21 protein-coding genes are annotated in these 19,130 nt (G+C 71.2%); 9 read left to right on the top strand and 12 right to left on the bottom strand.

All coding sequences use genetic code 11. The annotated features are described in order from the left end of the window. Positions 1 to 160: 160 nt before the first annotated feature. The 3 genes from ACJ73U_RS15775 to ACJ73U_RS15765 all read right to left on the bottom strand — a co-directional run bounded on the left by ACJ73U_RS15775 (position 161) and on the right by ACJ73U_RS15765 (position 4,960). A complete protein-coding gene (locus ACJ73U_RS15775) occupies positions 161 to 2,647 on the bottom strand; it encodes a polynucleotide kinase-phosphatase (protein ID WP_407778370.1) in 2,487 nt (828 codons plus the stop codon). Beyond that, positions 2,647 to 4,035, bottom strand: coding sequence for a 3' terminal RNA ribose 2'-O-methyltransferase Hen1 (locus ACJ73U_RS15770; RefSeq protein ID WP_407778369.1), 1,389 nt, complete (start codon positions 4,033 to 4,035; stop codon positions 2,647 to 2,649). Before ACJ73U_RS15770 ends, ACJ73U_RS15775 begins: the two co-directional genes overlap by 1 nt. 472 nt (positions 4,036 to 4,507) lie before the next feature. After that, positions 4,508 to 4,960 (bottom strand): MarR family winged helix-turn-helix transcriptional regulator, encoded by a 453-nt coding sequence (locus ACJ73U_RS15765; RefSeq protein WP_407778368.1) that lies wholly within the window; start codon positions 4,958 to 4,960, stop codon positions 4,508 to 4,510. 38 nt (positions 4,961 to 4,998) lie between these two features. On the opposite strand from ACJ73U_RS15765, the gene ACJ73U_RS15760 reads away from it, so the two are divergent. Then, positions 4,999 to 6,426, top strand: a complete 1,428-nt coding sequence (locus ACJ73U_RS15760; protein WP_407778367.1) for an MFS transporter — start codon at positions 4,999 to 5,001, stop codon at positions 6,424 to 6,426. On the opposite strand, the gene ACJ73U_RS15755 is transcribed toward ACJ73U_RS15760, so the two are convergent. Then, a complete protein-coding gene (locus ACJ73U_RS15755; RefSeq protein WP_407778366.1) occupies positions 6,334 to 6,966 on the bottom strand; it encodes a hypothetical protein in 633 nt (210 codons plus the stop codon). The two genes, ACJ73U_RS15760 and ACJ73U_RS15755, sit on opposite strands and share 93 nt — an antisense overlap. A gap of 45 nt (positions 6,967 to 7,011) precedes the next feature. After that, entirely contained in the window at positions 7,012 to 7,332 is a 321-nt protein-coding gene (locus tag ACJ73U_RS15750) for an ArsR/SmtB family transcription factor (protein WP_407778365.1), read from the bottom strand. 76 nt (positions 7,333 to 7,408) lie between these two features. Here ACJ73U_RS15750 and ACJ73U_RS15745 point away from each other — a divergent pair, with 76 nt between their 5' ends. Beyond that, a complete protein-coding gene (locus ACJ73U_RS15745) occupies positions 7,409 to 8,605 on the top strand; it encodes an MFS transporter (RefSeq protein ID WP_407778364.1) in 1,197 nt (398 codons plus the stop codon). Here ACJ73U_RS15745 and ACJ73U_RS15740 read toward each other — a convergent pair. From ACJ73U_RS15740 to phoU, 4 genes are all read right to left on the bottom strand, one after another. Then, entirely contained in the window at positions 8,531 to 9,955 is a 1,425-nt protein-coding gene (locus ACJ73U_RS15740; RefSeq protein WP_407778363.1) for an amidohydrolase, read from the bottom strand. The genes ACJ73U_RS15745 and ACJ73U_RS15740 overlap by 75 nt on opposite strands. Positions 9,956 to 9,987: 32 nt before the next feature. Then, positions 9,988 to 10,113, bottom strand: a complete 126-nt coding sequence (locus tag ACJ73U_RS15735) for a hypothetical protein (RefSeq protein ID WP_407778362.1) — start codon at positions 10,111 to 10,113, stop codon at positions 9,988 to 9,990. Between the two features lie 197 nt (positions 10,114 to 10,310). Further along, positions 10,311 to 10,895 carry a Uma2 family endonuclease gene (locus ACJ73U_RS15730; RefSeq protein ID WP_407778361.1) on the bottom strand — a complete coding sequence of 195 codons (585 nt, stop codon included), beginning with the start codon at positions 10,893 to 10,895 and terminating at the stop codon, positions 10,311 to 10,313. Between the two features lie 182 nt (positions 10,896 to 11,077). Next, a complete protein-coding gene (gene phoU, locus ACJ73U_RS15725; RefSeq protein WP_407778360.1) occupies positions 11,078 to 11,725 on the bottom strand; it encodes a phosphate signaling complex protein PhoU in 648 nt (215 codons plus the stop codon). Between the two features lie 239 nt (positions 11,726 to 11,964). Here phoU and ACJ73U_RS15720 point away from each other — a divergent pair, with 239 nt between their 5' ends. Together ACJ73U_RS15720 and ACJ73U_RS15715 are read left to right on the top strand one after the other, a co-directional pair. After that, positions 11,965 to 12,138, top strand: a complete 174-nt coding sequence (locus ACJ73U_RS15720) for a hypothetical protein (protein WP_407778359.1) — start codon at positions 11,965 to 11,967, stop codon at positions 12,136 to 12,138. A 184-nt stretch (positions 12,139 to 12,322) separates the two neighbouring features. Then, positions 12,323 to 12,709, top strand: a complete 387-nt coding sequence (locus ACJ73U_RS15715; protein ID WP_407778358.1) for a DUF6292 family protein — start codon at positions 12,323 to 12,325, stop codon at positions 12,707 to 12,709. Between the two features lie 67 nt (positions 12,710 to 12,776). Here ACJ73U_RS15715 and ACJ73U_RS15710 read toward each other — a convergent pair whose 3' ends face one another. Together ACJ73U_RS15710 and ACJ73U_RS15705 are read right to left on the bottom strand one after the other, a co-directional pair. Further along, positions 12,777 to 13,007 carry a hypothetical protein gene (locus ACJ73U_RS15710; RefSeq protein ID WP_407778357.1) on the bottom strand — a complete coding sequence of 77 codons (231 nt, stop codon included), beginning with the start codon at positions 13,005 to 13,007 and terminating at the stop codon, positions 12,777 to 12,779. Between the two features lie 103 nt (positions 13,008 to 13,110). Beyond that, complete coding sequence (locus ACJ73U_RS15705) at positions 13,111 to 14,580, bottom strand: right-handed parallel beta-helix repeat-containing protein (protein ID WP_407778356.1); 1,470 nt, start codon at positions 14,578 to 14,580, stop codon at positions 13,111 to 13,113. A gap of 167 nt (positions 14,581 to 14,747) precedes the next feature. On the opposite strand from ACJ73U_RS15705, the gene ACJ73U_RS15700 reads away from it, so the two are divergent. The 3 genes from ACJ73U_RS15700 (at position 14,748) to ACJ73U_RS15690 (ending at position 16,683) form a co-directional block, all read left to right on the top strand. Further along, positions 14,748 to 15,044 (top strand): isoamylase, encoded by a 297-nt coding sequence (locus ACJ73U_RS15700; RefSeq protein WP_407778355.1) that lies wholly within the window; start codon positions 14,748 to 14,750, stop codon positions 15,042 to 15,044. Positions 15,045 to 15,130: 86 nt separating this feature from the next. Continuing rightward, entirely contained in the window at positions 15,131 to 15,496 is a 366-nt protein-coding gene (locus ACJ73U_RS15695; RefSeq protein ID WP_407778354.1) for a YciI family protein, read from the top strand. Further along, positions 15,493 to 16,683 (top strand): RNA polymerase sigma factor, encoded by a 1,191-nt coding sequence (locus ACJ73U_RS15690; RefSeq protein WP_407778353.1) that lies wholly within the window; start codon positions 15,493 to 15,495, stop codon positions 16,681 to 16,683. The genes ACJ73U_RS15695 and ACJ73U_RS15690 overlap by 4 nt, the downstream gene beginning before the upstream one ends. A 214-nt stretch (positions 16,684 to 16,897) precedes the next feature. Here ACJ73U_RS15690 and ACJ73U_RS15685 read toward each other — a convergent pair whose 3' ends face one another. Continuing rightward, positions 16,898 to 17,455 carry a TIGR03086 family metal-binding protein gene (locus tag ACJ73U_RS15685; RefSeq protein WP_407778352.1) on the bottom strand — a complete coding sequence of 186 codons (558 nt, stop codon included), beginning with the start codon at positions 17,453 to 17,455 and terminating at the stop codon, positions 16,898 to 16,900. A 139-nt stretch (positions 17,456 to 17,594) separates the two neighbouring features. On the opposite strand from ACJ73U_RS15685, the gene ACJ73U_RS15680 reads away from it, so the two are divergent. Next, positions 17,595 to 18,395 (top strand): class I SAM-dependent methyltransferase, encoded by an 801-nt coding sequence (locus ACJ73U_RS15680; RefSeq protein WP_407778351.1) that lies wholly within the window; start codon positions 17,595 to 17,597, stop codon positions 18,393 to 18,395. A 56-nt stretch (positions 18,396 to 18,451) separates the two neighbouring features. After that, the coding region (locus ACJ73U_RS15675; RefSeq protein WP_407778350.1) for a hypothetical protein at positions 18,452 to 19,130 on the top strand (679 nt) is incomplete at its 3' end.

Raw genomic sequence — 19,130 nt, 5'->3', positions numbered from 1 at the left:
GTCGTGTGGCCGGCGTCGCTGTCGTGCGTCGTCGTGCATTCGTAACCCAGTGGGCGGTGACCGCCGGGCCGAGGACTCCTTCAGCTCGTCAGGCCGTGGTCGTTCGCGTCTCCTCTCGGTCGAGGACGTGGTCGAGGAGTGGGCAAGGACGTGGTTGGGGTCAGAGGCGTGGGTCCACGGGCTCGGACTCCAGTGCCAGTACCGCGAACACCGGTTCGTGCACGCGCCACAGGGGTTCCTTCTCCACGAACCTGGTCAGGGACTCCATGCCCAGCGCGTACTCCCGCAGCGCCAGCGAGCGCTTGCGGCCCAGTGTTCGCTGGCGTAAGCGCTTGAGGTTCGCCGGCTCGGTGTAGTCCGGGCCGTAGATGATCCGCAGGTACTCGCGGCCCCGGCACTTGATGCCCGGCTGCACCAGGCGGTCGCCCGGCATTGCGGCCGGTTTCACCACCATGCCTTCGCCGCCCGTCTCGGTCAGTGCGGTCCACCAGTCCGTGCCCGCGGCCACCGACGCCGGGTCGGTCACGTTCACCGTCACCCTCTTCGTCGGCCGTAAGAGGTCGTGGTCCGCCTCGACCAGACGTCCCAACACGTCCTCGTGCCAGGATCTCGGGTTGGTCGCGTGTACTCGGCCCTCCGCCGCCAGCAGGGTGAACGGGGCCAGGGACACGCCTGTCAGACCCTGGGTGGGCCAGCAGTACCGTTCGTAGGCCGCCACGTAGCCCGTGGCGTTCGTGAGTCTGCTTCGCTGTCGCGCCAACAGGTCCGCCACGTCGGCACCCCGGGTCGCCGCCTTCTCCAGCGCGGCCACCGCCGCGGGGAGTGCCGCCGTCGCCGCCGCGCCGACCGGGGCGTACTGGCGGCGCAGCAACTGCTCCGCCTTCGCCGACCACGGCAGCAGTTCCGCGTCCAGGATCAGCCAGTCACTGTCCAGCGCCGACCACAGGTCCGCCTCGGTCGCCGCCGCGCGCAGGCGGGCCAGGAACTCCGTCGGGTCGTCGAAGAACGAGCGGCCTGTTCTCGTGTACACCGCACCCGCGGTGCCGTCCCGCGCGCCGAAACGGGCCCTGGCCACCGACTCGTCCCGGCAGAGGACCACCACCGCCCTGGAGCCCATGTGCTTCTCCTCGCACACCACCTCCTCGACACCGTCCGACCGGTAGGCGTCGAAGGCCTCCGCCGGGTGCTCCAGCACACCGTCCACACCGGACGTCGCGCACGGGGCCATGGTCGGCGGGAGGTACGGCAGCCACTGCGGGGCCATCGCGAAGCGGCTCATCACCTCCAGCGCGCCGGCGGCGTTCTCCTCGCGCACCTTCAGGCGGCCCATCAGCCGGGCGTCCACGTGTCTGGTGCCGAGCACGTCGTCGATGCGCAGCACGTCCGGCGCCCGGGTCGGGGCGTTCAGCGGCTTCGCCGGTTCGTAGTGCACGGCCTCCGCCTCGACCGACACCAGTTCGCGCGATGGCCAGCGCAGTGCGGTCAGCGCGCCGCCGAAGACGCAGCCGGTGTCCACGCAGATGGTGTTGTTGACCCAGGTGGCCTCGGGCACCGGGGTGTGGCCGTAGACGACCGTCGCGCTGCCGCGGTAGTCGTCCGCCCAGGGGTAGCGGACCGGGAGGCCGTACTCGTCGGTCTCGCCGGTCGTCTCGCCGTACAGGCAGAACGAGCGGACCCGCCCCGACGCGCGCCCCTGGTACTCCTCCTTCAGGCCCGCGTGCGCGACGACCAGCTTGCCGCCGTCCAGGCGGTAGTGGCTCACCAGGCCGTACATGAACTCCCGCGCCGACCTGCGGAACTCCTCCGGCTCCTTGGACAGCTGCGCCAGCGACTCCGCGAGGCCGTGCGACACCCGCACGTCCCGGCCGTCCAGCGCGCGGACCAGCTTGGTCTCGTGGTTGCCCGACACGCACAGCGCCGTGCCGGCCGCGACCATGCCCATCACCAGGCGCAGGACGCCCGGCGTGTCCGGCCCCCGGTCCACCAGGTCGCCGACGAACACCGCCGTGCGCCCGTCGGGGTGGTGGGCGCCGTCCGCGGTGACGACGTAGCCGAGGCGCGTCAGCAGGGTCACGAGCTCGGCGTGGCACCCGTGGACGTCGCCGATGATGTCGAACGGGCCGGTGAGCTCGCGCTTGTCGTTGTAGGCCTTCTCGTACTCGATCTCGACGGGGTCGGCCGTGGACAGCACGTGGACCTTGCGGAAACCCTCCTTCGCGAGATGCTTGACCGACCGGCGCAACGCCTCGTGCTGGCGGCGGATCACGTGGTCGGGTAGGTCGCGATGGCCCTTGGTCCGCTCGCGCAGCGTCGCCAGCGGGACGTCGAACACGATGGCCACCGGCAGCACGTCGTACTCGCGCGCCAGCGCCACCAGCTTCGCCCGGTCGTCACGCTGCACGTGCGTGGCGTCGACCACCGTGAGCCGCCCGGCCCGCAACCGCCGCCCGGCGACGAAGTGCAGTGCCTCGAACGCGTCCGGCGTGGCCGACTGGTCGTTCTCGTCGTCGGCGACCATCCCCCGGAACGTGTCGGACGACAGCACCTGTGTCGGCAGGAAGTGGTTCCGCGCGAACGTGGACTTGCCGGAGCCGGTCACGCCGACGAGTGCGACGAGGCTCAGGTCGGGAATGGCGATGGTGCGCATCAGGCCTCCTTCCTGTTGGCCGCCGCCGGGGTGGCCGCGGTTCTGGTGAACACGGCCAGCTGCGTCGGCGCGCCCACTTCGGGGTCGACCTCGCCGACCGGGACGTGTCGGACGGTGTAGCCGTGTGCGGTGCAGACGGTGTCCGCCCAGGCGGCCATCTCCGCCCGGGTCCACTCGAAACGGTGGTCCGGGTGGCGGACCTCGCCCGCCGGCAGGGTCTCCCAGCGCACGTTGTACTCGGCGTTCGGTGTGGTCACCAGGACGTGCTTCGGCTTCGCCGCGCCGAAAACCGTCTCCGCCAGCGCCGGTAGGCGTGGTGGGTCGACGTGTTCGATCACCTCGGACAGGACTATGGCGTCGAAGCCGGCGACGCGGGGGTCCGCGTAGGTCACCGAGCCCTGGTGCAGCGTGACGCGGGCCCGTTGCCGGTCGGCGAAGCGGTCCACCCGGGATGCCGCCACCCGCAACGGTCGCGCGGCCACGTCGACGCCCACGATCTCGGTGAACGTCGGCTCCGTGACCAGTTCGCGCAGCAGGCGTCCCTCGCCGCAGCCGAGGTCCACGACCCGGTGCACGCCCAGGTCCCGCAGCTCGCCCACGATGGCCTCGCGGCGCAGCTGCGCCAGTGACGGCAGGCGCTCCGGCTGCTCCGGCTCCTCGGCGTCCTCCGCCGGGCGGTCGTCCAGTTCGGTCAGCCGCGCCAACGCCTCCTCGGTGAAGCGGCGTTTGTGGGCGAGGTAGCGCGTGGTGATCAGCTCGCGGTCGGGATGGGTGACCAGCCACGCCCCGCCCGCGCGCAGCAGCTTGTCGACCTCGTCCGCCGCCACCCAGTAGTGCTTGGCGTCGTCCAGCACGGGGAGCAGCACGTACAGCTGCGTCAGCGCCTCGGCCAGGCGCAGCGTGCCGGTCAGGCGCAGGTCCACGTACGGACTGTCGCCCCAGTCGGGGAACGCCGGGTCGAGCGGGATGCGCGTGGCCTCGACCGTCCATCCCAGCGGCTCGAACAGGCGCTCGGCGTGCGCGCGTGGACACGCGGGTAGGTGGATCTCCAGCGGGATCGGGGTGGCGGCCAGCTCCGGGCGCGCGTCGCAACGGCCGCGCATGGCCGTGCCGAACACCTTGCCGATGGCGACGGACAGCAGTGACGACGCCGCGTACGGGCGGTCGTTGACGTACCGCCCCAGCGTGTCCCCGCCCTTGCGGACCAGACCGACCGGGTCGACCTCCAGTAACAGGGTGGCGGTCGTGCGCTCCTCGGTGACCTCCGGGTAGAAGACGTGCGCCGTGCCGGTGGACACGTCGAACCGCTGCACCCGGTCCGGGTGCTTGTGCAGCAGGTAGCCGAGGTCGGCCGCCGGCCTGTGGGTGGTCGTGACGTTGAGGAGCATGGCGCCGAGTATTCACGAGGACACCGACACCGTCCGCCGCTTTTGCGATCTCATGAGGGCGATCGACGACCGTTGGACCGCTCTCGGTAACCAACCAGTCGAATCGCACATACGTTTGCGTGAACCGCTGTCGTCGTCGCGCGACGGGACGTATACCGGAGTTGATCTTCGGACGCACTGCACCACGTTCTGCTCGCTGCTCGGCGCACGCCACGAGGCAGCGGATGCCGGCGGGTTTTTCCGGTGCTGGGTAAGCATTATCCGGAGCTGAGGCCGGTGCTGGACGAGCCGCGGCGTGATCATCGGCAGGTCGGCGAGATCCTCGATCGGCTGAAAGAGGTGTCCACGATGGATGTCGTGGCGCAGCGGGAGCTGGACATGCTGGCCGCGTTGCTCGAGACACGCCTGGCCTACGAGGAAGCTCCGGCCCGCACGGAAACGCTTGGCACCGAAGGTGTTCGCGTCGGTCTGGTCAGTCCTCGCGGGGCCAGGGGGTGCCCTGGAGCTCCTCGATGTCCTCGTTGAGTGCGCGTAGGAGGCGGTACAGCTCGGCGCACCTCGCGTCCGGCCAGTCGGAGACCACCCGGGCGAGCCCGGTGCGGTAGCGCTCGCGGTCGGCGGCCAGCCGGGCCGCGCCCGTCGCGGTGATGCGGAGTCGGCGCGCCTGGCCGCCGGCCGGGTCCGGGATCCGTTCCACCACGTCCTCCCGCAGCATGGCGGCCACCTGGCGGGTCACGGTCGATATCTCCAGCCGCAGGGCGTCGGCGAGCTCGCGGGCGGTCATCGGACCCGTCGCGTCGATGCGGTTCAGCACCAGGTACGCGGAGCGTTCGAGCACGCCGCCCGTCGCCTTCGCCAGCTGGTGGCGGCTGATCAGGGTCAGCTCCCGGGAAACGCAGGCCAGGAGGTGTTCTCTACCAAGCATCGACCTGGCCTCCAGCAGGAAATGCGTACCGTACACAGGTGCGCTCAGGGTTTGTCGTCCCCGTGTTGGCGAGCTGCGGTCTGGTCGCCTCGTTCATGCAGACCCTTGTCATTCCCCTGATTCCCAGCCTGCCCGACATTCTCCACGCCGATCCGGCCGACGCGTCCTGGGTCATCACCGTCACGCTCGTCGCCGCCGCGGTGATCATGCCGGTGAGCGGGCGACTCGGCGACCTCTACGGCAAGCGGCCGGTCCTGCTCGCCAGTCTCGTCGTGCTGGTGGCCGGGTCCGTCGTGTGCGCGCTGGCCGGCTCGGTCCTGCCGATGGTGGTCGGGCGCGGACTCCAAGGGTGCGCCATGGGTGTGATCCCGCTGGGCATCAGCATCATGCGCGACATCCTCCCGGTCGAGCGGATCGGGTCGGCCACCGCGATGATGTCCGCCACGCTCGGGGTCGGCGGGGCGATCGGGCTGCCGGTCTCGGCCGTGATCGCGCAGACGTCCTCGTGGCGCGTGCTGTTCTGGCTCGCCGCCGGGCTGGGTGCCGCCTGCCTCGCCCTGTTGCGGGCCGTGGTGCCGGACTCGGCGCTGCGGGCCGAGGGGCGGTTCAACGTCGTCGGCGCGCTGGGGCTCGCCGCCGGGCTGGTGAGCCTGCTGCTCGCCATCACCAAGGGCGCGACCTGGGGCTGGGGGTCGGCGCTCACGCTGGGCCTGTTCGCCGCCGCGGTCGTCGTGCTCGTGGTGTGGGGGGCCTACCAGCTGCGGGTGCGCTACCCGCTGGTGAACCTGCGGGTGTTGGCGCGGCGACCGGTCCTGTTCACCAACCTCGCCTCGGTGCTGGTCGGGTTCGCCGTGTACAGCACCTCGCTCGTGCTGCCGCAGCTGCTGCAGGCGTCGGCGCTGACCGGCTACGGGCTCGGGCAGTCGCTGATCGCCACCGGGTTGTGGATGGCGCCGGGCGGGCTCGTCATGATGGCGTTGTCGCCCGTGTCCGCCGGCATCACGCGGCGGTGGGGGTCGAGGACGTCGCTGCTGCTCGGCGCCGCCGTCATCGCGGTGGGCTACGTCGTGGCGACGCTTCTGCTGCACAGCGCCTTCCAGGTCATGGTGGCCGCGGTGATCGTCAGCGCGGGCGTCGGCATCGCCTACGCCGCGATGCCCCGGTTGATCATGGGGGCGGTGCCGCTGCACGAGACGGCCTCGGCGAACGGGCTGAACTCGCTGATGCGGTCGGTGGGCACGTCGATGTCCAGCGCGGTGATGGCGACGCTCCTCGCGCACATGAGCGTGACGGTCGGACCCGTCACGGTGCCGTCGCTGGCGGGCTTCCGGGTGGCGTTCCTGATCGCCGCCGGCGCGGCGTTCGCCGCGGTGCTAGTGACATCGCTGGTGCCACGCGTCCGTGACCGCCTCGACCACGCGGTCCCGATGGTCGCTCCGGAGGGGCGGAGCGAGCTCCAGGTGTAGGAACGGGGTGCCGCGGGCGGCGGCCGCGATGCCCTGCGCGTTGGTGCGGCCGGCGAGGTGCTCGTGGTGCCGGACCCGGAAGCCCCGGCAGGTGAGGGATTCACGCAGGGCGTGGTGCAGGCCGGTGGGCCTGCCGGCGCCCGGGGTGAGGACGACGTCGGTGCCGGGGGCGCTGGTCGCCGCGAAGCCGTGCAGCTGGAGTTCCGCCGTCTGGAGTTCCGTCGTGGCCAGCGCCTGTGCGAAGGCGTGGAACAGGGAGTCCGGCTCGTGCGCCACGTCGGCGTGCCGGCGGTGCGTGCCCGCGACGAGGAGCGCGGCGGTGGGGATGGCGTGGAACAGGTCGAGGCCGAGACGCGCGGTGTAGCGGTCGGAGCCGGGATGGGGGACCTCGATGAGCAGGGTGGGCGCGCCGCGGACGGCGATGGTGCCCCAGCCCGGCTCACCCGTCAGCAGGGTGGCCGCGAAGTCGTGCGAGAGCCGCACGGGAAGGCCGTGCAGGTCCGGCTCCTGCCCGGCCACCAACGCGGTCAGCGCCGCCACCGCCCGGGCTCGTTCGTCGGGCGTCGGCGGGCGGTAGTGCACGGCTCAGTGGGCGGCGGTGAGGATCGAGTCCAGGAGACCGGGGTAGAGGGTGTCGAGGTCCTCGCGGCGCAGCGTCGAGATCCGGGCCGTGCCCTCCGGGCGCATGCTGATCACGCCCGCCTCGCGGAGGATCCGCAGGTGGTGGGTGCGGGTCGACTTCGTGACCGGCAGCTCGATCGACCCGCACGGCGCGCCCTCGCAGCCGCACCGGGCCAGTTCGCGCACGAAGAGCAGGCGAACCGGGTCGGCCAGGGCGTGGAGCACCGACTCGATCCGGATCTCCGACCTCGCCGGGTGCGCGAGCGAATCCGTCATGACACTCATCGTACGACACCTATCGTAGTTCGATGAACTTCGTAGTACGGTGTTCATCGTACAAGCGGTATCCAGAGGGAGTCTCATGTCGCCACGTACTTATCTGCTCGCCCTCGGCGCCTTCGCCGTCGGCACGAGCGGGTACATCGTCTCGGGGGTGTTGCCGGCGGTCAGCCGGGAACTGGACGTCTCGGTCTCCACCGCCGGCCAGCTCGGCACGGCGTTCGCCATCGCCTACGCCATCGCGTCCCCGCTGCTGGCGGCCTTCACCGGCCGCTGGGAGCGCCGCAGGCTGCTGGTCGTCGCACTCGTGGTCAGCACGCTCGGCAACGCGCTGGCCGTGGTCGCGCCGACCTACGAGCTGCTGCTCGCGAGCCGCATCGTCGCGGCGCTCGGCGCGGCGGTCTACACACCCGCCGCCACCGCGGTCGCCACCGTGCTCAACCCACCGGAACGCCGGGGGCGCGCGGTCGCCATGGTGTTCGGCGGGCTCACGTTCGCGCTGATCCTCGGGGTGCCGGTGGGGAACTTCCTCAGCACGCCGCTCGGCTACCACGGCGTGTTCGCCCTGGTCGCGGGCGTGTCACTCGCGGCGGCGGTCGCGGTGTGGGTCGGGGTGCCGACGGTCGAGGCACCGCCGGCGGCCGGGTTGCGGGAGCGGTTCGCCGTCGCCGCGGACCGGCGCGTGCAGCTCCTGCTGGGCGTGACCGTGCTCGGCGTGCTGTCCGCGATGGCGCCGTTCACCTACATCGCGCCGTTCCTGTCCGCGGCGGCCGGCGCGCAGGGCGTGGCGGTCAGCTTCCTGCTGCTCGGCTACGGCATCGGCGCGACCATCGGCAACTCCCTCGGCGGCCGGCTGACCGACCGGTACGGCAGCACGCGGCCGCTGTTCACCTCGCTGGCCGCCGCGGTGGTGCTGCTCGCCACCCTGCCGCTCGTCGCGGTCAGCGTGCCGGCGGCGGCCGTGGTGATGTTCGTCTGGGGCCTGTTCACGTGGGCGTTCAACCCGCCCATGCAGAACCTGCTCATCGGCTTCGCGCCGGCGAACACGGGCCTGGTGCTGTCGCTGAACGCGTCCGCCATCTACCTCGGGGTCGGCCTGTCGGGCCTGTCCGGCGGTGCGGTGATCAGCCTGGTCGGCATCAGCGCCCTGCCACCGGTCGCGGCCATCGCGGCGGTCGTCGCCGTCCTGCTGCTCGTGGTGGTGCTACGTCCGGTGCGTGAACCGGCCGTCGAGGACGGTGGCCAGGATCGGGAGGTCGCGCAGCTCGCTCGGGGGTAGACCGGTGATGTCCCGGCCGACCAGGACCAGGTCGGCCGGGTCGCCGAGCCGGACCGCGGTGCGGCCGCCGGTGCTCGCGGCGACGGCGGTCTCCAGCGACAGGGCCTGTTCGGGGTGCCAGCCGGGACGGTCGTCGTCGGTCCGGGTGACGGCGGAGGCGATGCCGTCCCACGGGTCGAGCGGGGCGACGGGCGCGTCGGAGCCGAACTCCAGCCTGGCGCCGGCCTCGTGCAGGTCCCTGAAGACGAAGGCCCTCGCGGTGCGGCCGGCCCAGTGGCGCTCGGCCACGTCGCGGTCGTCGGGCTGGTGCGCGGGCTGGACGCCCGCGGTCACGTCCAGCGCCGCGAACCGGGGCACGTCGGCCGGGTCGAGGAGCTGGGCGTGCTCGATCCGGCCGCCCACGCCGAGTGCCTCGAACGCGTCCAGCGCGAGGGTGTTGGCGCGGTCGCCGATGGCGTGCAGCGCGAGGCCGAGGCCGTTGTCGACGGCCTTGCGCAGCACGGGCAGCAGCTCGTCCAGCGGCTCGAGCAGCTCGCCGTGGTAGGTGGTGCCGGGGTAGTGGTGGTGGCAGTACGCGGTGCGGGTGTTGAGCGAGCCGTCCAGGAAGATCTTCAGCGGGCCGACGGTGAGCAGCTCACCGACCGCGTCGCCGGTCTTCAGGCCACGGGCGATGGTCTCGTCGAGCAGCCGTTTCGCGACGACGCACCGGATGCGCGTGGCCGGGGTGGGGCGGCGCCGCCAGTCCGCGACGGTGTCGGCGTACTCGTAGTCGGCGATCGCGGTGACGCCCCGGGCCGCCGCGGCCTCGGTGGCGGCCACGACCCACCGGTCGGTGACGTCCGGCGCCGGCGCCGGCAGGGCGGCGGTGAGCGCCATGCACTCGTCCTCGATGAACACGCCTGTCGGGTGGTCGACGCCGACCAGGCGCATGGCCGCCGAGCTGAGCCAGAGCGTGTGCAGGTCGTTGCTGAACAGGGCGACGGGTTGGTCCGGGAGCAGCCGGTCGAGCAGGGACTTGTGTGGACTGTCCGGCCAGAGCGCGGGGAAGAAGTTCGCGCCCTCCAGGAGGACGCCCGCGGTGGCGCCGGCCGCGGCGATCAGCTCCGCGGCCTCGACGGCCGACCGGGCCGACGCGAGCGAGACCCGCTGGCGGGCGCTGGCCCACTGGAGCAGGTGCGCGTGTGCGTCGACGAGCCCCGGCAGCAGCGTCCCGCCGTGGCCGTCGACGACCTCGGCGCCGTCCGCCGGCATCCCCACGGGCGCGACGGCCACCAGGCGGCGCCCCTCGACGCGCACGTCGGCGCGCCGCCCGGTGAACCCGATCGTCACGTTCCGCAAGAGCAGGGCCATGCCCCCATATTGCTAGAACTCCTCGTCGAAGCTCACGGTGCCCGGCACGGCGACCTGGTACGCCGAGGCCTGCGCTCGAAGAAGTTCGACAGCTCCTGCACGTCGTGCAGCTCCATGAACGCGAACGGGTTCCGTGCGCCGAGCCTGCGGTCCGCCACGTGCTCGAGGTACGTGTGCGCATGTCCGCCAGCGCCAGTCCGGCGACGCCCTCGCCGAGCAGGTCCTCCGCGAACCGCATCCACCGCTTCGCGCACCATCTGCCGGATCTGGGCGTGCAGCTCGTCGTCGAACAGGTCCGGTGGCAAAACGGCGCCGGCATTCCCCGTGGGGACACCGGCGCCGTCGCGCGACAGGTCTACTCCGGGTCTTCCTCCGCCAGCCAGCTGAGCAGGTCGGCCGGGATGATCCGCACCGGGAACGGGCGCTGTGTCTCGAACACATCGGACCCCTTGACCTCGGCCGCCTTCCGGTACACGCCGGCGTCGTCGAGTTCGAAAGCGGTCAGGGTCGGATCCACGGGATCGATCACCCAGTAGTTCGGCACGCCGAGGCGCTGATAGGCCGCCTTCTTGTAGTTGAGATCGTTGAGCACACTGCTCGGCGAGAAGACCTCGACCGCGAGGACCGGGGCGACGGGCAGGAGCTTCTTCGTGAAGTCCTCCTTGCGCCCGACCAGGACATCCGGCTGCAACTCCGTGATGTGAGAGGGACGTACCGCGAAGGGTGCGACGAGCGTGTGCATGCTCTGTGGACATGCCGCGCGTAGCGCGACATAGACTTCGCCCACGACTGTCTGGTGGCCCAGCCCGGGTGCGGGGCTCACGATGAGCGTGCCGTCGATGAGTTCGTAGCGGTTGCCGTCATCCGGCATGCCCTCCAGATCGTCCACCGTGAACGGGCGTCCGTGGGCGATCTGAACGGAACTTGTCTCCGCCGTCATGGCCCCCATGGTGCCCCCCTCGTCTGTCGAACACCAACTCGCGTTGAGTGACAGGAAGTCTACAGAACGTGAGTTCGGCTACCGCGCGGCGGCCGCAGGGATGACTGCCATGGGATGGTCCAGCGGTCACCGTCGGCCTACAGGTCGACGTACTCGCCGTCGGGCAGGGCGGCGGCGAACAGTCACGCTCGCGGGGTCACGCCCGTGCTCACGAACTCGATGCGCTTCGCCACCGAGACGACCTGGTCGGCGAAGCGCTCGTAGAAGCGGGCCACCAGCGCGAGGCACGTCGCCGTCGGCACGCCGTGCTGCCACGTGTCGCGGGTGATCGTGCCCAGCACGGCGGCGTGCAGGTCGTCGACCTGGTGGTCGACCTGGTTCAGCTCGGCGAAGGAGCCCTCGCGGGGGCAGGCGATGTGCGCGACCAGGTCGTCGGCCATGCTCGCGGTGATCTTGCCCAGCGACGCGAACGTCTCCTCCAGCTCGGGCGGCACGACGTGGGACGGGTGGACGCGCCGGGTCGTGTTCGCGACGTGCTCGGCCAGGTCGCCCATGCGCTCGATGCGGTCCGCGCAGTACACCGCCGACAGCACGAGCCGCAGGTCGCTCGCCTTCGGCGCCTGCAGGGCGAGCATCTGGCGCGCCCGCTCCTCGCACTCGTCGCGCAGCACGTCCAACTCGGCGTCGGCGGCCAGCACCTCCTCGGCGCCCGCGAGGTCGGCGGACAGCAACGCCTCGGTCGCGTGCCGCATCGCGGTCGCCGCCTTCGTGCACATCGTGGCGAGCAGGTCGCGCAGTTCGATCAGCTGGCCGTGGAACGTCTCGCGCATCACCACCACCCCTTCTCCGAATGTTAGGACGTACCCCGGCGTGAGCTTCGTCATGCGAACGGGTGGCCGGCACCGCACTGGCTTGGTGCGACGTGCAGCACGGGGTGACGCACCGTGTGCGGACCCTCTACGAGCCGGCTGGGGCAGTGATCAACACGTTGTCACAGCGACCCGGAGTCGGCAACTGGGAACGGTTGACTGTGGTAACGACACTGATCGGATCGGCGACACACCGGTTCGTGGAGCCGGAATTCGCCCAGCTCATCGCCCTTCTCGAGGCGTGGCGACAGGAGATCGACTCCGTCCCGTTCGCCTACGAGGGTGAATGGGCCACAGTGGACTCGCCGGCCTTCGACGTGGTCTCCACCTGGCCCCGCCAGCCGCACGCCGAGCGGGAGCCCGACCTCCAGTGAGTCGTGCCTGGCTGTAGCCAGTTGGTAACGCGCTGACACGAATGGTCCAGCGCCGGTTCCTCCTTCTGGCCCTAATTTCAGCTGTTCGAAAAAAACCACCCTCCCCATACGTGTGATGTGGTGACGGTCCGGGTATCCGGGCGTCGGCGTATGCAGAGTGCGCCGCGGGAGGGTGAGGTGAGGGATGGAGTTGGAGAGTTGGGGGCAGCCGGCCAAGGGGCTGTGGGAGTACTTCCGTCTGGTCGCACAGGCATGCGGTTCGGGTGAGGCCTTCTCCGTGCGGTTGGAGCGGCCGCTGTCGGGTTACATCCCGCTCGAGGAGCGGGTGGCCGCGTTCCCCGAGGTGGACGTGGCACTGGTGTGGGACGAACGAACCGGTTGGCGGTCGGTGCTCGAGCCGCTGGCCAACAACGAGCTGATCACCCTGTCCTACTTGGACACTTCGGTCTGCCCGACTCCGGAGGAGGTCGCGCGGTTCGCGGCCAACCCCGGCGCGGGCGCCACGGCCCCGGTACAGGTCGAGGGCGATCTCCTCGAGCTGCTCGCGGAGTACGCGGTAGTGCGGTTGTAGGCCCGACTGGTTTGGCCGGCCTCGGGGGGCCGGCCAAACCAGTTGCTCCCAGTCGTTCTCTTTGCAGTTACCCGTTGAGCCTGCGCGCGAGCAGCTGCTTGCTCTGCTCGGCGCCCTTGCGGCTTTCGCCCTGCGCCTTCCGGAAGAAGTCGGCCAGCTCGGTGTCCCCGTCCCGCTCGGCGTCGGCGATGTACGTCTCGAGCCGGAGCGCGTTGTCGAGGCAGGCCTCCACGAACCAGATGAGGTTGTAGTCCTTGTCCTTCGTGCCGGTTATCTGACCGGTCTCGGCCGTACTCACGTGGTCTCCTTTCCTCGTATCCACCTCGGCTACCCGCTCACCCGCCGGCCAACCGCTCAGACCGCAGGTCAGGGCCAAGAAACCGAAAGGTGCTCGCGGCGCGTCAGCACGCCGTCGGCAGGAGCGTGAACGCGCTGCACTCGTCCTGGTGGTAGGGCGCCGCCTGCCACGCCGCCGGGTCGAGCACCCGGGACATCTCGAACGGCGTGAACGTCCACGGGCCGACGTAGACGTTGTGGTGCCACACGTTGTCCTGCTCGAACGTGATCGCCTGCTGCACCACCGAGCCCTGGTACGGCGACCAGTCCGGGTACGTCCCCCAGTTCGACAGCACCGCCATGCGTGCGCAGCCCCGCTGGCACCCGATGGCGGCCGGATCGACGGTGAACCGGTTGCCGTGGATCTCCACGTGCTGGGTCTTCCAGCGGCAGTCGCCGCGCAGTGGCTCGGTGTCGATGTCCGGCGCCACACAGCGCGAGGGGTCGGCGACGAGCCGCGTGCAACTGCCCGTCGACGTGTTGGCCGGGCTGTTGCAGAAGCGGTCGGCGTTCTCCCACAGCGTGACGCCGGACCAGTTGTCCTCGAACGTGTTGTCCGCGATCTCGACCTCGTCGAACCGCGCCGGCACGCGTGGCTCGCCGCCCGACTCCGAGATGTACACCGTGCCGACCGGAAAGTCGTCGCCGCCGTCCGCGAACGCCTTGCCCTGGACGATCGTGTTGCGGCGGAACGTGTTGTCGTGGATCCGCGCGTTGTAGCTGGTCTCGTAGAACAGCGCCTCCGCCTCGTTGTCCTCGAACAGGTTGTGCTCGACCAGGAAGTCGTTGTTGTTCGTGTCCATCCAGAGGCCGGCGCCGTGGTTGGCGTGCACCCAGTTGTCCCGCACGTCCGCGCCGTCCACCGACCAGAACTTGACGCCACCGGTGCAGCCGCAGCCCGGCACCTGCGACTCCCAGTCGTCGGTGTTGTTGCCGGTGATCTCGTTGCCCGCCACCACGAGACCGGTCAGCCGGCCGTTCTTGTACGCGTTCATCCCGTACTGGCCGTTGTCGCGCAGGCAGTTCCCGAGCACCTGTTGCCCCGCGCCCGCCATCAACCCCGCGCCCCTGTTGTCCTGGACGGTGTTGTGCTCGATGACCCAGCCGTCGGCCGAGTCGTGGTTGACCACGCCCTCGTCGCGTCCGGCGGTGAAGTGCTGGACCGTGAGGTCGCGGATCACCACGTCCTTCGCGTCACCGACGAACGCGTACCGGTTGCGGTCGCGACCGTCGAGCACGGCGCCCGGCGCGCCGAGGTAGACATCGCCTTCTTTCGGGCGAATCTGGCCGTACTCGTCGTCGCCGAGCGTGTGCGTGCCCGGCGCGAGCCAGAACGTGGTGCCGCCCGGGTTCGCGGCCGTCAGGCGTTGCACCTCGCCGTCGACCGGGTCGACGACGACCGCGCCGTCCGGCGCGGCCGGGTAGCTGGCCGGGATTCGGTCGCACACGGCCCATTGCGGCGGCTCGTCCGCACCGGCCACGACAGACAGTCCACAGAGGACCACACTGGTGATCAGCGCGAGAGTTTTGGCCATAGCGGGAAAGTTAGGCCGATCATGTCCACGGTGTCGTCACTCGAAGGGTGAGAACCGTTACGCTTTCGGTGGAATCTCGGTATCGAGGTTGATGCTGCGCCGTCGGGTGGGGTAGGTAGTGCGGGCATCATGTGTCCGACCCGCGACGAGATCGACTGTGGAGAGTCATGCTGAAGATCGACCGCGATCGCACCGGCGGCGTTCGCGTCACCTTCGTACTGCGCCCGAACGAGCCGAGGGGACGGGTGAGCGTCGTCGGCGACTTCAACGGGTGGCGGCCCGGCGCGCACGAGCTGCGCCCGCGCAGCAACGGCACCCGCTCGGTGGCCGTGACCGTGCCGGACGGGACGCCCGTGCGGTTCCGCTACCTCGGTGAGAACGGGCACTGGGGGAACGAGACCGAGCACCCGGAGGTGCGCCAGGACGGCGTGGACAGCGTGATCGTCGTCAGAAGGCCGCGCTGAGGGGTGTCGAGATCGGGCGCGCTTCTTCGTCATTCTCTTCGGAGCTCGCGGAGCGAACATCGGTCCCGAGGCAATAGGAGGAGACGGTGAAGTACCTGCTGCTCATCTACAACTGTGACCGGCCCGAGCCGGGTGATCCCCGGTTCGAGGACGCCCTGGCCAGGGTGAACGCGTTCGCCGACGAGTGCCGGCGGCGCGGCGCCCTGGTCGCGGGCGACCCGCTGACCAACGACGACGCGGCCACGACGGTCGCCGTGCGCAACGGCAGGACGCTGATCACCGACGGCCCGTTCGTGGAGACGCGTGAGCACCTCGGCGGCTACTACGTCCTCGACTGCGCGGACCTGGACGAGGCGCTCGAACTGGCCGCGCTCTGCCCGATGGCCGACGTGGGCACCATCGAGGTGCGCCCGCTCGTGCACGTGCCGGGCGTCGACCACAAGCCCGTGTGACCCCGCCCGGACCGGCGGTCGAACGGGTCTACCGGGAGCACCGGGCCCGCATGCTGGCGGCGCTCATCCGCGTGTTCGGCGACTTCGAGCTGGCGGAGGACGTGCTGCAGGACGCGTGCGCGCTCGCGCTGCGCCGGTGGGTGGGCGGCGTGCCGGACGACCCGGTCGCCTGGCTGCTGACGGTGGCCCGCAACCGCGCGATCGACCGGCTGCGCCGCGACCGCGTCGGCCGCGAGAAGGAGGCGGCCGTGGCGCCCGACTCCCCGGACTTCCCCGAGCTCTCGGTGGAACGGCTGCTGAGCCTCGGCGACGAGCGGTTGAGCCTGATCTTCACCTGCTGCCACCCGGCGCTGGCCGAGGAGGCGCGGGTGGCGCTGACGCTGCAGGCCGTGGTCGGGATGACCGCCGGCGAGATCGCCAGGATGTTCCTGACCAGGGAGACCACGCTGGCGCAGCGGCTCGTGCGGGCCAAGCGGAAGATCCGGGACGCCGGCATCTCCCTGGCCGTACCGGCCGACCACCTCCTGCCCGAGCGCTTGTCGAGCGTGCTCGCCGTCGTGTACCTGATCTACACCCACGGCTACGGCGCGGCCGCCGCACTGCGCGAGGAGGCGGTCCGCCTGGCCAAACTGGTCGCGACGCTCATGCCGGACGAGCCGGAGGTGCTGGGCCTGGTCGCGCTGCTGCTGCTCCACGAGTCACGCGCGGACGCCCGACGAACCGCGGCGGGCGAGCTGGTGCTGCTGGCGGACCAGGACCGGTCGCGGTGGAACCACCCAAGGATCGTCGAGGCCGTCGGCGTCCTGGACCGGGCCATGCGACACGGACGCGTCGGGCCGTACCAGCTGCAGGCGATGATCGCGGTGCAGCACGTGGCGTCGCCGCCCGACTGGTCCCGGATCGCGGCGCTGTACGCGGCCCTGCTGACCATCGAGCCGTCGCCGGTCGTGGCACTGAACCACGCGGTAGCCGTCGCGGAGTCCGAGGGGCTGTCGGCGGGGCTGGCGTTGGTGGACCAGGTGGCGGGGCTCGACCGGTACCACCTGTGGCACGCCACCCGCGCGGACCTGCTGCGCCGCCTCGACCGGACGGAAGAGGCCGCGGCGGCGTACCGACGCGCGCTCGACCTGGCCACCGACCCCGCCGACCGCCACTTCCTGGCCACGCGCCTGGCTGACCTGCCATGAAAAGCGCTTTCGGCACGCTCAACGTCCTGAATGCGCCGTTCGGGGCACCAGGGATGCCTCTCGCACCTTCCATGGCGGAAAGGCCCTCGCGGAGGTTGAGTGCCGGCAGGCCGGGCGTGCAGCGCCCGACCTGCCGGCCGAAGCGGACGATCCGCTGGATTTGCAAGGCGGACGATTCGCCGCGGTGGTAAGCGTCGCGTCCGCGGTGGCGAGGTCAGGCGGCGCGGCCGAGGAAGGCCAGCATGCGGGTCTGGGCGTCGGCGTCCGTCGGGGGTGTCAGTTCCGGGCCGAAGAAGCCCGGCGCGCGCACCAGGTGAGCACGCGCCCACGCGTGTGACGCCGCCACCAGCGGGTCCGGTAGCCGCACCGTCTGTCCCAGTGGGTGGCCGATGTCCCATGCGTGTGTGGTGAGGTCACATGTCAGCAACTCGACCACCGCCACCACCGGGACCTCGCCCATGCCGGGGATCGTGGTCGTCCTGGTCAGGGTCTGCGGTGTCAGCACGGCGTCCGCGGCGGTTCGGGCCGCTCGCCACGTGGCCAGTGGGTCCTCGGCGGTCAGCACGGCCGGGTGTGGTGCGCCCGGCGCGCCGGCCGGCGACGGGTTCGGGCCGCCCGTCGCCCAGGCCCGCAGCTGGTGCTGGCCCCAGATCGCGTGGCCGGCGACGTCCCGGACCGTCCAGCCCGCGCACGTCGAGGACGTGTCCCAGCCGGACGACACCGCCGCCAGCACCTTGTCGAACTCGTCCTGTGCCTGTCGGTACAACTCCATGCGCCGAGGACGAACGGACCTCGCCGGACTCGACACCGAGTCCGGACTCGACACCGAATCAGGACTCGACACCGAATCAGGACTCGACACCGAATCAGGACTCGACACCGAATGACTCGACAACGAATACCGTGTCCCTGTGACCGACGCCGTTCGCAGTCTCGCTCACCACTACTCCGCCGCCGCGGCCGCGTACGAGCGGCTCTGGGCCGGGCTGCTCCACCGCATCGCCCGGCAGCTGCTCGACCGGCTCCCGCTGGCCGGCGCGCGCCGCGTACTCGACGTCGGCACCGGGGTCGGGACGTTGCTGCCCGCGCTGGCGGAGTCCGCGCCGGCCGCGACGGTCATCGGGACCGACCGGGCGCCGGGCATGATCGCGCGGGCGCCCGCGACGTTCCCCCGGGTGGTCAGCGACGCCGCGCGGTTGCCGTTCGCCAGTGGGTCGGTCGACGTCGCCGTGCTCGCGTTCATGCTCTTCCACCTGCCCGACCCGCTCGCCGGGCTGCGTGCCGCGCACCGGGTCCTCGCGGCCGGCGGCACGGTCGGCACCGCCACCTGGGGACGCGAGACCCCGGTACCGGCCGTCGAGATCTGGGAGGAGGAGCTGGACCGCCACAACGCCCCGCCCGACGCGAAGCTGATCGGCAACCACGACCTGCTCGACACCCCCGACAAGATGACCGCGATGCTGCGGGAGGCCGGGTTCGCGGACGTGACGGCCGAGCCGGTGTCCTGGGAGCAGCGGCCGACGCCGGCGGAGTTCCTCGAGCAGCGCGTCTCGCTCGGCCACAGTTCCCGCCGGCTCGCGGGGATGCCCGCGCGGGCGCGGGCGGAGATGGTGCGCGCGGGCCGGGCGCGGCTCGCCGCCCTCGGACCGGAGGGGTTCGTCCAGCGGCGCGAGATCGTCCTGGCCGTCGCGTCGAAGCGATGGACAAACTAAGGACAGTCTCTCCGCACCCCGCGCGGTGATCGCCTTGGTCACTTACTGTGCTGGCTGTGACGGACGACGTCTTCCTGGGCATGGAGTTGGCGGTCGCCCGGGTGGCTGACGAACTGCACAGGGTGACGGCTGCCGGGCCGTCACCACTGCGGGACGTCGAGTACCCCGGTGCGGCCGGTGTGCTGTGGCGGTGGGTGCACGCCCCGCAGGACGCGGCGGTCTGGGCGTTCGTGCGCGCGTACACGATGGCCGACGACCGCGCCAGGGTGCGGTCGAGCCTGACGATGGACGACTTCTACACGCTCATGACCTACGCGCGGCGCTGCGTGCTCGCGGCGTTGCGCAACGAGGACCCCGGCGCCGCCGAGGCCGCGTTCGACGCGTTGTCCGCCATCGACATCGAACGGGTGGACTGGCGCGACGTCGTGGTCGCCGCGTCACTGGCCTCCTACGCCGCGCGCCGGGTCGGGTTGGGTCCCGACGAGGTGCTGGCCGGCGCGGTGCGGCGGGCCGAGCCGCAGGTCGCCGAGATCCTCGAGCACGCCGCGACCCGCGACATCGACCTGGCCGGCGACTGGGGCTACCGCGAGGTGACGACCACGACGGGTCCGGTCCTCGTCGAGAGCGACGGCGAACTGGCGTCCGAGGACCTCCTCGCGGTCCTGCTGGCCACCGCCGAGGCGGTCGAGGACGACGGGACCTACGAGGTCACCAACGCGGGCGTGGCCGACGAGC

The organism is Actinophytocola sp. (assembly GCF_045807065.1).
GTDB lineage: Bacteria > Actinomycetota > Actinomycetes > Mycobacteriales > Pseudonocardiaceae > Actinophytocola.
The sequence above is the reverse complement of the archived record's forward strand: the minus strand, read 5'-3'. Positions and strand labels throughout refer to the sequence as shown.

Coding starts and splice junctions, on each gene's coding strand:
- ACJ73U_RS15740 (WP_407778363.1), bottom strand. CDS start 9,955: ATGGCCCTGCTCTTGCGGAACGTGACGATCGGGTTCACCGGGCGGCGC.
- ACJ73U_RS15770 (WP_407778369.1), bottom strand. CDS start 4,035: ATGCTCCTCAACGTCACGACCACCCACAGGCCGGCGGCCGACCTCGGC.
- ACJ73U_RS15775 (WP_407778370.1), bottom strand. CDS start 2,647: ATGCGCACCATCGCCATTCCCGACCTGAGCCTCGTCGCACTCGTCGGC.
- ACJ73U_RS15730 (WP_407778361.1), bottom strand. CDS start 10,895: ATGACGGCGGAGACAAGTTCCGTTCAGATCGCCCACGGACGCCCGTTC.
- ACJ73U_RS15685 (WP_407778352.1), bottom strand. CDS start 17,455: ATGGAGTTGTACCGACAGGCACAGGACGAGTTCGACAAGGTGCTGGCG.
- ACJ73U_RS15705 (WP_407778356.1), bottom strand. CDS start 14,580: ATGGCCAAAACTCTCGCGCTGATCACCAGTGTGGTCCTCTGTGGACTG.
- ACJ73U_RS15750 (WP_407778365.1), bottom strand. CDS start 7,332: ATGAGTGTCATGACGGATTCGCTCGCGCACCCGGCGAGGTCGGAGATC.
- ACJ73U_RS15765 (WP_407778368.1), bottom strand. CDS start 4,960: ATGCTTGGTAGAGAACACCTCCTGGCCTGCGTTTCCCGGGAGCTGACC.
- ACJ73U_RS15745 (WP_407778364.1), top strand. CDS start 7,409: ATGTCGCCACGTACTTATCTGCTCGCCCTCGGCGCCTTCGCCGTCGGC.
- ACJ73U_RS15700 (WP_407778355.1), top strand. CDS start 14,748: ATGCTGAAGATCGACCGCGATCGCACCGGCGGCGTTCGCGTCACCTTC.
- phoU (WP_407778360.1), bottom strand. CDS start 11,725: ATGCGCGAGACGTTCCACGGCCAGCTGATCGAACTGCGCGACCTGCTC.
- ACJ73U_RS15715 (WP_407778358.1), top strand. CDS start 12,323: ATGGAGTTGGAGAGTTGGGGGCAGCCGGCCAAGGGGCTGTGGGAGTAC.